Raw genomic sequence first — 15,299 nt, forward strand, 5'->3', positions numbered from 1 at the left:
CTTTGGGCTTTTGTAAACAGACTCAGGGACGATAGAGCCAGAGGGGTTGACCGCTAGTGGAAAGCTCAAATTCGCACCATTTTAAGGTTTCCGTCAAACCAAGATTATTAGCCAGGGTTTGCAGTTGACTGTCGCCGCCGGTGATTCGTCTAACGAACGGTTTAGGATCCTCAATGGTGTCCAATTCGGCTTTTTCTGCATCCAAACCTGCCAGGGTGGCCGCCCATTGCCGAGCTTCTTCTTCTGTCCCTAGGCGATCGACCAGACCCAAAGCCAGAGCCTGTTGTCCGGTAAAGATCCGCCCGTCGGCAAATTCTTTAACTTTTTCCACCGGTAAATTACGCCCCGCCGCCACGGTGGAAACGAATTGTCCGTAACTATCGTCGATCAGTTCTTGCAAAATGGTTTGTTCTTCCGGCAATAGTTCCCGGTCAAAGGACAAAATATCTTTGTAGGGCCCGGATTTAATCACTTTAAAAGAAACCCCCACCTTCTCCAGTAATCTTTCCAGATTATTACCCCGTAAAATTACTCCAATACTGCCGGTGATAGTGCCAGCGTTGGCCATGATGTGGGGACAGCCCATGGCAATGTACACACCTCCCGAAGCAGAAATGTTACCAAAACTAGCGACAATTTTGATTTTTTCACTCAATTGCTTCAGTTTAGTATAAATTTCCTGGGAATCCACCACTGTTCCCCCAGGGGAGTCGATGCGAAGCAGTAGAGCTGGATATTTTTTCTCTTCCACCGTTTTCAGGGCCTTCAACACTGCTTTGCGGGTTCCGCCGGCGATCGCCCCGGTCACTTCAATGCGGGCAATCTTTTTACGGGTGCTGGTTTTGAAGGGCCAAATCATAGAATTTAGAAGGGGGAAGTGAAAATAATCCGAATCCCCAATATAAACCCCATTGCTCCCGAGCCCAGGTAGGAAGACCCGAACAGAATAAAAAGCTTAAATTCAGGGAGATTTCAGATCACAACATTAGTCCCGAGGGAAAGATTAGAGGGAAGAACGCCTACGAGTGTGGTCAGGGTGATGTAGTTGGATCCATTGGTCAGACCATCAGCATCAATTCGAACCTGAGCACTAAATCCTAATCGGTTGAAGCGGAGATAACCATCAACAATGGGGTTTGTGCCGTTGTAACCAAGACCCGTAAATAACTCAGTTAAAACCAACTGGTCTCGACTGCGATTGAAATCAAGGATTACATCTCCTGCCTCATCTAAGGCACTATAGACAAATTTGTCATCGCCAAATCCACCACTCAACTTATCTATTCCCAATCCTCCTATCAGCACATCGTTACCATAACCTTCGAGAAGAATATCACCGTTTTCTCCGCCATGGAGGATATCATCACCAATGCCTCCATCCAGGTAGTCATAACCCAGACCCCCATACAGTGTGTCATTGCCACCATTGCTGAAGAGGATATCATTACCGCCAAAACCTCGAATTAGGTCATTGTTTCGAGTTCCAAAAAGAAAGTTAGCGAAGTTATTGCCATCAATTTCGTTGATATTTGTGAGAGTGAAAGAGAAGTTAACTGAATCTTCAAAAATGGAACCCAGTGCTGGATCATCCACTTCCACAGTGACATCAAAACTACTTTGGGTTTCAAAGTCCAGATTTGTGCCTGCTTTAATAAATAGTCCAGTGCCGATAATTTCAAACAGTGTGGCATCATTTCCTGACAGGCTGAGGTTGTTGGTGCCTAAAGCATTATCGATGATGATAATATCTACTACTTTCACCAGATTAGTGGTGTCAGTGTTTTCCTCCAAGGTATTGACTTGGTAATCAAGGGCAATGGTACCTTGTTCACATTGGTCACTGTGGCCGTGACAGCCTGGATGCCGGTTAAATTGCCATCGCTGGCGATCGCCCTGGACAAAAAGTAGTCTGTTAACTGTTTCTGTGGAGGCAATCGGTCAAGACTAAGGTTCATCACTACAATAGTATGATCTAGAGCCCAGAACCTAGAGCGAGGTCGTAACTCATCGCAGAAGCGCACCTAAGCCTTAAACAAAAACGCTAGCTGGAGAAATATTTCCTAATGCCGGCATAATTCCGGTATAACCAATGAGATTGATTACTAAGTCGTTTGTCGCATCAAACCCACTGACATCATTATTAATAATGAGGTAAGTTCCGATAATGTTTTGCGTTGTTACCTGCACTAAGACGGCACTATTAGTTGCGAGGGGCTGAGCTCCAAGGGCGGCTCCATTGGCATCGAGGAAAACGCTGTTTACTACATCGGCTATTGTAGTCGCAATACTATTGGTAGCCCGGCTGAAATTAGTAGGAACTCCTGATAAGGAATTGATGTTGATTTTATCGATGCCAAAAGTAAAGTCGGTAATGAAATCTAGTTCATTAAGGGACGATTCTCCAAACCGGAAGCAAAAAACATCTACTCCTAGTCCCCCAATTAGGACGTCACCATCTAGTCCTCCGTTGAGGATATCATTACCTAGTCCACCGTAGAGCCAATCATTTCCTTCATTTCCGTTCAGTAAATCATTTCCTGAGTCTCCCAAAAGTTTGTCATCATCTAGTCCTCCGTTGAGGATATCATTACCTAGTCCGCCATAAAGCCAATCATTTCCTTCATCTCCATTCAGTAGATCATTTCCAAAATTTCCAAAGAGTTTGTCACTACCTAACCCTCCATAAAAAGTATCTTTGCCTAGTCCGCCATACAACCAATCATTGCCTGCTAAAGCATAAATTGGATTAGCTGCCCCACTTCCGAAATAAATATCATTACCATTGGTTAATTCAAATAGGTTGATGATACCTAGAGTGACTGTTTTTTCCGACGCATTATTGGCGGCATCGGTGGCAATGACGGTGAAGCTATAGCTTGATTTAGCTTCAAAATTTGGATTGCTTGTAAGTGTTACTTGTCCTGATGTGCCATCAATGGTGAAGGAAGAAAAGTCTCCGATATTTTTCAGGCTATAGGTGGTTGAACCTGTGGCAATATCCCCTGTGTCGGTGGACGTGACTGTGTAGACTATTTGATTCGCACCACTGTTTTCGTTAATCGCTGTTGCTGTATTACTAGAGGTAATCGTCGGGGCTACTTCATCTAGGTTGTTGATACCTAGAGTGACTATTTTTTCCGACGCATTATTGGCGGCATCGGTGGCAATAACGGTGAAGCTATAGCTTGATTTAGCTTCAAAATTTGGATTGCTTGTAAGTGTTACTTGTCCTGATGTGCCATCAATGGTGAAGGAAGAAAAGTCTCCGACATTTTTCAGGCTATAGGTGGTTGAACCTGTGGCAATATCCCCTGTGTCGGTGGAAGTAACTGTGTAGACTACTTGATTGACTCCACTGTTTTCATTAATCGCTGTTGCTGTATTACTAGAGGTAATCGTCGGGGCTACTTCATCTAGGTTGATAATGGTTAATATGAAATTAGTTGTCACATCAGGATTATTCCCGACCGTAGGATCGTTTACATTTACTGTCACGTCGTAACTAAACTTACTTTCAAAATCCAATACCGTATTGGCTTTAAGGAAAAGAGTCAATCCATCTACTTCAAACGAGTCAGCATCGTTGCCAGTGAGGGAAATGGTTTCCGTTCCCAGGGCATCGTCAGTGATAACAATATCCGCTACCTTGATACGATTTAGCGTACTAGTATTTTCAGGAAGACTGGTGGTAGTATTTTGCAGATTAACCCCTGTGGGGGCTTCGTTGACATCGGTAACGCTGATGACGACATTTTGGCTGCCGGTTAAATCGGCATCACTAGCAATCACTGTAAGGTTGTAGATATTATCTCCGCCTACATCATTCGGAGTCTCAAAGTCAGGAGCAGCTTTAAAGCTAATTTCTCCATTTGCGGAAATATCAAATAGGTGTTTATCTGCCCCATCAAGACGATAGATAAGGGTTGGATTGCGGAGAGGATCTCCCACCGCCGCAACAGTGTAAACATTGCCATTGGTATTTTCTGCAAAGGGCACTTGACCAAGTTTTTCAATCTTGAAATTATCAAAGCCGGCAATACCAGAAGTGCCGAGATTGATGTAGTTATCGCTGTAGCCACCATTGCCCTTGGTATAGGTATAGATTAAGTTACTCCCAGCAAAAACCTGGACTGTTGTTTGCCCAACGCCATCAAAGGGATTGCCATCGGTGGGATCAGTTAGCTCCAGACTGAAGGGTTTAAGTATGCCATCATTTCCTGTACCTCCCCAGCCGCTATTTGCACCACTGATAAGACTGCCACTATCAAAGGCTTGAATAAGTCCGTTACCGCGGAATAGAATGCCAAAGTGGGGAACGTTATTGTTAATGAAAGCGCTTTTATTTGCTTCCGAAAGGCCAAGATTTATACCTCCCCACCAGGAACCATCTGTATTTGTCGCATTCGGGGCTAGGTCAAAGCTGATTTTTAAGCCGCCTTGGGCATTAACCCCATTGAAGTTGCGGTCAAGGGCGGCCCTTCCATTATTGCCAAAAAGTAAATAATTACCCTGGTCGATATTAGCTGTCGGATTACCTACTTGGGCGTTATCTGTTGGTAGCCAACGAGTTGTTGCAAAGAGTCCGCCCTGTCGTCCCAAAAGATTGTAGTCAAGGTTAAAGGTATTGGGGTTATAGAAAGCGGTGAAGTTATCGGTTAGGAGAGCAAAAGTTGGTGTTTGAATAACAGCAACATTCGAAAATTCGGAGGTATTGCCCGATGAAATATTTGTGGCGGTGGCAGTGATATTAGTCGCAGAATTAGGGTTAAAACTAAAGCTGGCATTGCCGTTGCTATCTGTTGTGAAAGAGATAGAATTCAGAAAAGTTTGCCCTTCACCGTAGCCACTGGGGTCAACATTAGTATTACTAAAAAACTCGATGCGGAAATTGGTATTCGCAGTGCTGTTCAATTGCCCCTGAACAATTCCATTAGGAGCTAGACTCAGACGTGGTGCATTTTGCAATCCATTTGGCCCTGGGTCACCGTCTCCTAGCTCATTGGCCGTGATACCATCAGCCCCCAAGTCAATGCCTAGGGCTGTGTTGCCAAAAAGAGAATTGCCTTGGATTTTATTGCCTGTGGTTGTATCACTAGCGATAGAAATACCAACGCTATTGCTAGAAATAACATTGCCTTCAGCCAGATCATTGACGTTATTACCATCCGTACCAATTAAGTTATTCGCAGTGCCACTTTCTAATCGAATACCGGCGTTGCTATTGCCTATTGCCCCTGTGCCGCTGGCATTCGTGCCAATGTAGTTACCTTGAATTATATTGCCCGTAGCAGTTGCTGAGGCAATTAAAATACCGTAACCATTATTACCGGAGATAATATTACGATCACCTGCTGTATTTCCACCGATGGTATTGTTGGCTGAGTTGTTGATTTCAATGCCAGTCGCACCATTACCCAGGTCTGCTGTCCCATTTAAATCAGTGCCGATGTAGTTGCCACTAATGCGATGGTTACCAGCATTATTAATGTTCCAAATACCGTAACCATTATTACCAGAAATAATATTGCGTTCTACACGGGTATTTTCGGCTCCATTGGCGATATAAATCCCATGCTGATTGGCAATGGCAGAAGTTCCGGCCGCATTGGTCCCAATTAAATTACCAGCGATAACATTCCCTGTCGTTCCCGTTCCTTCTGTAATTACCCCAATATCGGCATTGCCAGAAATTAGGTTACCTTCCGTAGCGTCGTTTGCTCCATCACCATCGGTACCAACAATATTATTTTTGCTTCCCCCTTGAATTTGTATGCCGTGGAAGCCATTACCGATGGCTGCGGTTCCCGCTAGATTTGTACCAATGTAATTGCCTTGGACTTTATTCCCAATAGCATTGACTCCATTAATCAAAACGCCTTGTTGGCCATTGCCTGAGAGCAGATTACGACTTGCGGTAGTGGCCCCTCCAATAACATTATTCGAGCCGCCGTTGATATAAATACCCCGCAAGTTAGCCTGGGCGCTGGTGCCATCGGCGCTAGTCCCAATGAAGTTATCGGCAATGGTGTTGTTATTGCTTTGAACAAGAATGGCATTACCACTACTAAAACGATTAATGATTAAGCCTTTGATAACACTCCCGTCAGAGCCTGCCCCCAGGGTCAAACCATTGGTACCGCTTCCGCCAGAAGTTCCATTTAGCTCTATTAAAAGCGTTCCTGCAAAACCTGTCTGACTGGTGCCATCAATGGTGACCTGCTGACTAATGGCTGGTAGAGCGGAGAGTAAGTTAATGGTTTGAACACCGCTACCCTGAATCGCAAAGGTAATCGTATTGGCCCCACCAATAGCATTGGCATTCAGAATGGCCTGGCGCAGACTTCCTTCGCCACTATCGTTGGTATTGGTAACGACAAAGTCATTTTGATTGATGGTTACCGTGTCGCTGATATTAGTTCCTAGAGTGTAATCAACACTATCACTTAGGGTTAGAATGATGGTCTCATTTGCCTCGACTTGAATATCATCAATGGGGCTAACCGTAATGTCGATAAAGGCTTGATCAGAAGGAATTGTAACCGTTCCAGAAAGGCTAGTGTAATCACTGCCATTAGTTGCTGTACCTGCAATGATATAACTGACAGTTAAAGGGGCTATTGGTGCACCAGTGCGACTAATCCGAAACGTCCCTGGATCGCCACCGGCTTCATTAGCCGTTGCATTAATGGCACTAATCGTGACCACTGGAACAATTGCAGGACTCGAAAATTCCGAGGTATTTCCCTGGGGGTCTGTTGCAGTAGCTGTTACATTGAGCGATCCCCCTGGGGGCGTGAAGGTAAAATTAGCATTTCCATCGGCTCCTGTAACGACATTTTGAAAACCTAGATAAGTCTGACCTTCACCATTGCCACTAGGGTCTGCATTGGTATTACTAAAAAATTCAATGCGAAAAGTAGTGTCAGGATTACTATTTAAACGTCCGTTGAAGATACCATTATTATTACGGATTAGTAAGGGATAATTTTGCAGATTATTAACACCAGTATCTGAATCCAATAAATCATTTGGTGTTACGCCTGCTTCACTACCACCTTGACCAGTGGCAAGATCGAGCCCTAAACCAGTATTGTTGAAAATACTATTACCAGAGATGTTATTCCCTGCATTATTTAGACTTGCATTCGCATCAAATGCATCCACCACGGACACACCATTACCGGAATTATAGGCAATGATGTTACCTTCACCAGCACCCGTCCCACCAATGGTATTGTTTGCCCCAGTAATACGAATTCCACCACCACTACCATTACCTAAAGGCTGAGTGCCTGTGACATCCGTACCGATATAATTTCCTTTAATAACATTATTTTGAGCGTTCGTTGCTGAGCCGTCAAAAATTGCAATCCCACTGAAATTATTGCCAGAGATGATATTACGAGCTGTGGCTGTTGATCCACCAACGGTATGGTTAGAAGAACCAATATAAATACCATGAATTCCGTTCCCTATAGCTGATGTACCACTGACATTAGTGCCAATATAGTTGCCTCTCACAAGAACATTACTAGCAAATGAAATAACACCCACATTTCCATTGCCAGAAATTATATTTCTCTCATTAGCATCATTCGTACCATCTTCATCGCTACCAATAATATTGTTATTACCTGAATTAATAAAAACACCAAATGAGTTACCGGCCCCAGAAATTCCATTGGCATCAGTGCCAATATAGTTTCCCTGTATTTTATTTCCCGTGCTATTGATGAGGATGCCAATATTGGTAAAACGATTAATAATTAGGCCTTTTATAATACTTCCGCTAGAGCCTCCCGCTAGGGTTAAACCATTTACACTACTTCCCGCTAAAGCTCCATTGAGTTCTATTAAAGGCGTTGCTGCAAAACTTGTGCCATCAATGGTGACTTGTTCTGTAATAGCTGGTAAAGCCGAGGCTAAATTAATGGTTTTAACTCCACCACCAGGAATATCAAAAGTAATTGTATTGGCTCCGGCGATCGCATTAGCATTCAGAATGGCCTGGCGCAGACTTCCTTCGCCACTATCATTGGTATTAGTAACAACAAAGTCATTTTGGCTAATTGTTATCGTGCCGTTAGTATTGGTTCCTAAGTTATAATTTAATCCGCCATTATTAAGCGTTAAAGTAACTGTCTCATCGGCCTCGGCCTGGATATCATCAACAGGGGTTACAGTGAGATTAACGGTGTTAGAGCCAGTATTGAAGGTGACGGTAACTGTATTTCCACTAACATTAACTGCTCCTCCCGAAGCCGAGAAATTATAATCACTGATGTTAGTAGCGGTTCCGCTTAAACTCAGTTGAACGGGTAGAGCATCACTCAGGGCCCCGGTAGGAAGCTCGCGAGTTAATCGGAAATTGCCTGTATTACTCGCTGATTCAGTGGCCGTGTTATCTGTCGCTGTTAGGCTTACCGTCGGGGGGACATATTCAAAGGCCCCAATGTCATCATTAGTTCCTTGGGGCCGACTAATGCCCCGTTGATCCGTGGTAAGAGTTGTATTACCGGCTCCAATGGCAGGGCTACCCGGCAAAAGTGCATGGGTCGGGGTCGGGCCGACGTTATTCTGCAACGGGCCGAGTAAGGGATTGGTGTTGGGTTTATCGCCAGTAGCCGTTAAGTTGCCCGTGCCATCACTACTGATGTTGTAGCCGAGGGATTGAACTGAAGCTCCCGTACCACTATTGGATACATTAATGGTATTGCCTGCAAAAATACTGTTGCTGTATTGAGCAACTGCTTCAGTAGCCCCATTTTGAGAAACGTTGACTAAGCCAATACCAAGAGGGCTGCTTCCAGCATTATTTACAATGGTTGTATTGGTTAGGCTTAAAAAACTGCTACTGCCAGAACCATCTGCAAAGTGAGCAATCCCCCCTATCTGACCTGCACTATTTCCACTAACTGTAACATTAGAAAAATTGGCATTGACATTGTAAAGAGCTCCTCCACCAAAAAAGTTAGAGTTATTATTACTTATAGTGCTATTCGTCCAGTTGACTGTAACTCCACCTTGAGTGTCAAACCCTCGAATGTAAAACCCTCCTCCAGTGGAGGCATTATTGCCAGTCACATGGACTTGATTGATATTGAAGATGTCATCGTTGTCATCGTCACCCATGTAAATTCCCGCACCAATACCTGCTGAGCCACCAGTAATGGTTAACCCCGACAGATTATAGGTATTAGCCCCCGCCGGACCTTGAAACACGAAAACACGGGAGCTACCATTTCCACTAACTGTTAATAAGTTTGCCCCAGGGCCTGTGATAGTCACACTATCCGTAATCGTTAGTTCTCCAGAGGTCAGATTAATCGTGTCGGCAATTCCATCAGTGAAGACGCTGCCAGTGAAGGTAATGATGTCGGCTACTCCAACAGTGGCATTAGCGTCGAGAATAGCTTGACGTAAACTGCCTGTACCACTGTCGTTAGTATTGGTAACGTTTATGGTTGCCGCTTCCACTTGTAAAGATTGCCCATCGACGAGGATCGTAAAATTATCATCTTGGGTTTTCAGACTTTCTATACCTAATTCGCTTAGTTGAACACCCAATACTAAGTTTGCAAATATCTCCCCTTCATCACCCGGACTATCTTGACTATTGACCAGTGCATCCACGGCATGGCCAATTTCTTCGAGGATAACGGCAACTAGTTGGACTTCGGTGGCGGTGGCTACAAATCGATCAGAGAGATAAATTTTATTGATGCTTTGGGCATAGGCCCCTACCGCAGAACCCAAAACTTCGGCACTGAGCATTTCAATGGCAGGCACATCACTAAAGTCCTCACTGGCCCAACGACTTCGCAGGGCTTCCGCGGCGACAACATCATAATTTTGTCCATAGATAATCTCGAAACTCTGCCAAAAATTTTCTAAGCCGGCAAAAGCAGATAGTTTCTCATAGACTAAGGACAAATCAGGATTGTAAGCGCTCATAGAAAATTTCTAAATAAATAAAGCGGATGTATTGTTAAAATAAAAACTTAACATTTAGATCTGTTGTAGATAGTATTCTTTTGCTATCAACCAAGCTGTAAGTATAAACAAGCACAAAAAAATCGAGCAGGATAGATTTTTTCTATGTACAGCCTCTAGTCTAAGTAAATTTACGCACAGGGGTTAATTCTAGCTGAAAAATAACAAGAGTGGCAAAGGGGCTAGTTTTAGATACTTTTCTTCATAATTCACCACAGGACATTACCCCACCAACGACGCTCACTTTAAATTTTTTTTCAATCGCCAGACAAAGCAGCATTATTTATGTAACCAGATCAAGACAAATCTAACCTCAACTAAGACAACGACCGGAGATTAGTAAACACCCAAAATGACCTTTAGACAAGCTGCCGTCACTTTTTTCTTACTTATTTTCGGTATCATGTCCTAGCCTACACGATCTTTGCCATATCTACTATGGTAATTTTATAAGAAATAACCAAGGCTAAGAAAACTGAAAATATTCTAGATGCCCAACATAGACTCCATTCTTTCCCAGCGAAGATAAAAAGATCCAAACAGGGATTGATCAACATTTAGCCAAAATTTAAGTCAAAATTTCTCCGCCCACCAGCTTTTCATACCTCTGGGATAATTCTTTTTGTAAATCAGGATGGGCTTCTAAACTAGGATACTCCGCCATCATGGTTTCCGCCGCTTCCCTCGCCAAAAGTAGAACCTCTTGATCTTCCACCAAACTAGCCAAAGCAAAATCTGGCAGTCCCGATTGTTTAGTGCCTAAAAATTCCCCTGGCCCCCGCAAACGTAAGTCCATTTCTGCAATAAAAAAACCGTCCTGGGACTGTTCCATTACTCCCAGTCTTTGCCGAGCATCGTTACTTTTACTGTTAGTCACTAACAAACAATAGGACTGGTGACTACCTCGACCGACTCGGCCTCGCAATTGATGCAGTTGGGAAAGACCAAAACGTTCTGCATTTTCAATCACCATCACTGTGGCATTGGGTACATCTACCCCCACTTCAATTACGGTAGTGGAAACAATAATTTCTGTTTCTTTTTCCCGAAAGGCTGTTAGGGCAGCCTCTTTTTCTGCACTTTTTAATCGGCCATGTAAAAGACCAATTTTAAAATTGGGAAAGATTTTTTCACTTAAATGTTTATGCTCTTCCACCGCCGCTTTAATGTCTAATTTTTCTGATTCTTTGATCGCCGGAAAAATGATGTAGACTTGACGACCCTGGGCCACTTCCCGACGGATCAGTTCGTACATTTGGGGTCGTTCCTTGGTGGTGATGACACTGGTGTGAATGGGCTGACGACCGGGGGGCAATTCATCGATTTGGCTCACTTCTAAGTCCCCATGGAGGGTTAAAGCGAGGGTACGGGGAATGGGGGTGGCGGTCATGCTTAAAACATGGGGGGCGTTACCTTTAGCCAAGAGCTTAGCCCGTTGTTGTACTCCAAAACGGTGCTGTTCATCGATGACTACCAAACCTAGGCGTTGAAAGTTGACCGGCTCTTGAATGAGAGCATGGGTTCCCACCAGTAATGGTAATTGACCTGTAGATAATTGGGCATGAATTTCTCTCCTTTTAGCAGTTTTGGTAGACCCTGTTAACAATTCCACCGGCAGATAGAGCAAATTAAACCAACTAACCAATTTTTGATAATGCTGTTCGGCCAACACTTCCGTAGGGGCCATCAATGCAGCTTGGTAACCTCCCTGGAGGGCGGCTAAAATGGCAAAGACCCCCACCACCGTTTTTCCTGATCCCACATCCCCTTGGACGAGACGATTCATGGGGCTAGATTGATTTAAATCCTGCAAAATTTCATTTACTACCCGCTGTTGCGCTTGGGTTAACCGGAAAGGTAATAAATCACTAAACTTTTCTAATAATTCACCATGGGGAGTAAAAATAGCACTCTGTCGCTGTTGTTTTTGCTCGTAACGTCTTTGCAAAAATCCTAACTGTAAATAGAAAAATTCATCAAATACTAGTCTTCTCCTCGCTAAACTTAACTTTTCCTTATTTTCAGGGAAATGAATTTGGGCAATGGCGGTTTGCAAATCAATTAACTCGTATTTTTCCCTAATCTCTTTGGGCAGAGGATCGGACAACTTGGCGATCGCCGGTTGACTGGCTAGGACTAATTTCCGCAACAGATCCGCCGTTATGCCTTCGGTGAGGGGATAAACGGGCAATACTCGACCCACTTTAAAAGAATCAATGCTGAGACTATGGCGATCTAGCACCTCAATCTCGGGATTATCCAGGGTTAAGCCGTATTTATTGGCTTTGACCAAACCGGAAGCGGCCACAATGGCCTGGGGAGGATAAAGCTTTTTGATACTTTCCTGCCAGGCTCGATGGGCAAAGCGTTTGCCGGCATAAAAACGGGATAGTTTGATGCGCCCCGTTTGATCCCGCAACTGGATTTGCAAAATATTTAAATTCTGATTTTTCGGGCTGGTAAAGCAAGTACAATTCACCACTTGCCCCACAATGGTCACCGTTTTGCCTGCTTCCAACTGAGCAATGGTTACCTGTTGGGCATAGTCCAAATAATCCCTGGGGAAATAGAACAACAAATCTTCCACCGTTGTTAAACCCAGGCCTTTGAGTAATTTAGTTTGATGTTGACTCTGGGAAACTACCCTTGCTAAAGGGGTATGGAGTTCAATTTGACCCAATTTGGGATGACGGGATTCAGAAACTTGCGGAGGACTAACCTGGGCTAGTAAATCCTGTTTTGATACAGAATCCACAGGGGGAGATTCCAAACTGCGGCGTAATTGATGCAAAAATCGACGGGCACTGGCTACTAAACTTTTTCGTTCAGCCTGCTCCAGTTGATCGTATTGGGCAAACCGTTGGGCAAATTCCCGCCATTTTTGGCGATCAACCGGGGGAGTACCAGCGGGGGGAGGACTGCCAAAACTCAAACAAAGGAAGTCTCCAAAGCGATGCTGTTTACCCTGTAAATTCTGAAAGCCCCGTTCCACTTCCACGGTCAAAGCCTTCTGTAAACGAGGCCAATCAACGGACACAGACACCTCAACCAAACAAAGTTGCGCCAGCTAAAGACGGTTTTCCCCATCCTAACCCAGGTAGCCAGGGCTAACCCATTGTCGTTAGAATGCCACTGGAAGCCCATGGTTGGCAACATTTGTCCACGCATTAACGGGGTAATCCCCAACCCTTGCCAATGTTGGCTCTCGCCGAACCAGCTAGCAAAATTAAGTAACTATTAAAACCATTAATATGCCTCCAGTCCCCATGCCCGTTGCCACCGCCGAACAAGATCGCGATGTAGTGGTGATCGACGCAGTGGTGGAAGAAATTCGTCCCCCCCGTTTACCAAAAAGCCATTTAGAAGATTTGGGACCAGTCAGCGATATGTTCCCAGAAAGTTGGGAGTATCACCCAGATTTGATTATGGAATTTTATCGTAAGCGACCGTTGCAGGTATTAGGACGTTTAATTAATATTCTTTTTCCTTTACTCTGGTTTGCGGTGGGCATTTGGTGGGAAAAATTATGGGGGAAAGATCCCACTGTTTCCAGGGCAAAAGCAATTCAACTGCGGGAGCTATTAACTAATCTCGGCCCAACCTATATTAAAGTTGGCCAAGCCCTTTCCACCCGTCCTGATTTGGTTCCGCCTACTTTTTTAGATGAATTGACTAGTTTGCAGGATCAATTACCATCTTTTCCTAATGAAGTGGCATACCGTTTTATCGAAGAAGAATTAGGTGCCCCTGCTAACGAAATTTATGCAGAATTATCTCCAGAACCCATCGCCGCCGCTTCCCTAGGCCAGGTTTATAAAGGTAAGTTAAAAACCGGCGAATCTGTAGCCGTTAAAGTTCAAAGGCCAGATTTAGTCAAGCGCATCACCCTTGATATTTACATCATGCGTTCCCTTTCCCTTTGGGCTAGGCGATCGGTAAAAAGATTACGCTCGGATCTAGTGGCTATTACCGATGAGTTGGCCAGTCGGGTATTCGAGGAAATGAACTATTTTCAAGAAGCAATTAATGCCGAGAAATTTGCTCAACTTTATGGTGCATTACCGGAAATTTATGTGCCTAGCATCTATTGGCAATATACAGGACGACGGGTTTTAACTATGGAGTGGGTGCAGGGCACCAAACTAACCAATATCAAAGCCATCCAAGCCCAAGGCATCGACGCCACCCATTTAGTGGAAGTGGGGGTACAGTGTTCCCTGCGGCAATTATTGGAGCACGGTTTTTTCCATGCCGATCCCCATCCCGGCAATTTACTAGCCATGGCCGACGGTCGTTTAGCCTACCTGGACTTCGGTATGATGAGTACCATTCAGCCCTATCAAAGATATGGTTTGATCGAAGCAGTGGTGCATTTAGTGAATCGGGATTTTGATTCCCTAGCTAAGGATTATGTCAAGCTAGATTTTCTCAAACCCGATACGGATTTAAAACCGATTATTCCCGCCCTCAGTCAAGTTTTTGGCAATGCGTTGGGGGCCAGTGTGGCGGAGTTGAATTTTAAGAGCATCACCGATCAAATGTCGGCCATGATGTATGAGTTTCCTTTCCGGGTGCCGGCTTATTACGCCTTAATTATTCGTTCTATGGTGACTTTGGAGGGCATTGCCATTGGCATTGATCCTAATTTTAAGGTGTTGAGTAAAGCCTATCCCTACATTGCGAAAAGATTGTTAACGGATCAATCAGAAGAACTACGCACTTCTCTGAAGGAATTATTGTTTAAAGATGGGAGCTTCCGTTGGAATCGTTTGGAAAATTTATTGCGTAACGCAAAGAATTCCCCTGGATTTGATTTTGATTATGTGCTTAATGAAGCGACAGATTTCCTGCTCTCGGAACGGGGCAAATTTATCCGCGATCGCCTGGTGGCGGAATTGGTGAACAACATTGATCAATTGGGGCGTAATACTTGGCAACAGGTTAGCCACAATATCCAGGAAAGGATTGGTTTTTTGAGCGACATCGGTGGTAGCAACGGCAAAACCCCAAAGCCGGCGGTGGTTAAAGTTGATCCCCAATCGGCCATGGCTCAACAGGGGGAAACCTGGCAACATTTACAGAATATTTGGCAAATTCTCAAAGATACGCCCGGTTTTGACCCGGTTAAATTTGTCCCTGTACTAAACCAAATCATCGTTAACCCCACTTCCCGACAAATGGGGCAACAGGTGGCCGAAGGATTATTGCAAAAGGCGATCGCCCGGGTGATCCGGCAATGGGCCCTCGCTTTGGAAAGTCAACCTAACCCGGCTATGAAAATCCGCAATGCGGCTTAGGCCATGGCA

5 protein-coding genes are annotated in these 15,299 nt (G+C 44.4%); 1 reads left to right on the top strand and 4 read right to left on the bottom strand.

Features of this window, described 5'->3' with window-relative positions; genetic code table 11:
- Window positions 1-22 precede the first annotated feature (22 nt).
- The 4 genes from sppA to recG all read right to left on the bottom strand — a co-directional run bounded on the left by sppA (window position 23) and on the right by recG (window position 13,060).
- Window positions 23-859, bottom strand: a complete 837-nt coding sequence (gene sppA / locus D082_RS11610; RefSeq protein WP_028947522.1) for a signal peptide peptidase SppA — start codon at window positions 857-859, stop codon at window positions 23-25.
- Window positions 860-972: 113 nt separating this feature from the next.
- Window positions 973-1,791 carry a calcium-binding protein gene (locus D082_RS17405; protein WP_051738828.1) on the bottom strand — a complete coding sequence of 273 codons (819 nt, stop codon included), beginning with the start codon at window positions 1,789-1,791 and terminating at the stop codon, window positions 973-975.
- Between the two features lie 237 nt (window positions 1,792-2,028).
- Window positions 2,029-9,954 carry an S-layer family protein gene (locus D082_RS17410; protein WP_051738831.1) on the bottom strand — a complete coding sequence of 2,642 codons (7,926 nt, stop codon included), beginning with the start codon at window positions 9,952-9,954 and terminating at the stop codon, window positions 2,029-2,031.
- Window positions 9,955-10,561: 607 nt separating this feature from the next.
- Complete coding sequence (gene recG / locus D082_RS11630) at window positions 10,562-13,060, bottom strand: ATP-dependent DNA helicase RecG (protein WP_369796147.1); 2,499 nt, start codon at window positions 13,058-13,060, stop codon at window positions 10,562-10,564.
- Window positions 13,061-13,244: 184 nt separating this feature from the next.
- On the opposite strand from recG, the gene D082_RS11635 reads away from it, so the two are divergent.
- On the top strand, window positions 13,245-15,290 hold the full coding sequence (locus D082_RS11635) for an AarF/ABC1/UbiB kinase family protein (RefSeq protein ID WP_028947482.1): 2,046 nt from the start codon (window positions 13,245-13,247) through the stop codon (window positions 15,288-15,290).
- Window positions 15,291-15,299 lie beyond the last annotated feature (9 nt).

The organism is Synechocystis sp. PCC 6714 (assembly GCF_000478825.2).
Classification (GTDB): domain Bacteria; phylum Cyanobacteriota; class Cyanobacteriia; order Cyanobacteriales; family Microcystaceae; genus Synechocystis.

What these genes read in the sequence shown, in the direction of transcription:
- sppA (WP_028947522.1), bottom strand. Translation starts at nt 859, where the DNA reads ATGATTTGGCCCTTCAAAACCAGCACCCGTAAAAAGATTGCCCGCATT.
- D082_RS17410 (WP_051738831.1), bottom strand. Translation starts at nt 9,954, where the DNA reads ATGAGCGCTTACAATCCTGATTTGTCCTTAGTCTATGAGAAACTATCT.
- D082_RS11635 (WP_028947482.1), top strand. Translation starts at nt 13,245, where the DNA reads ATGCCTCCAGTCCCCATGCCCGTTGCCACCGCCGAACAAGATCGCGAT.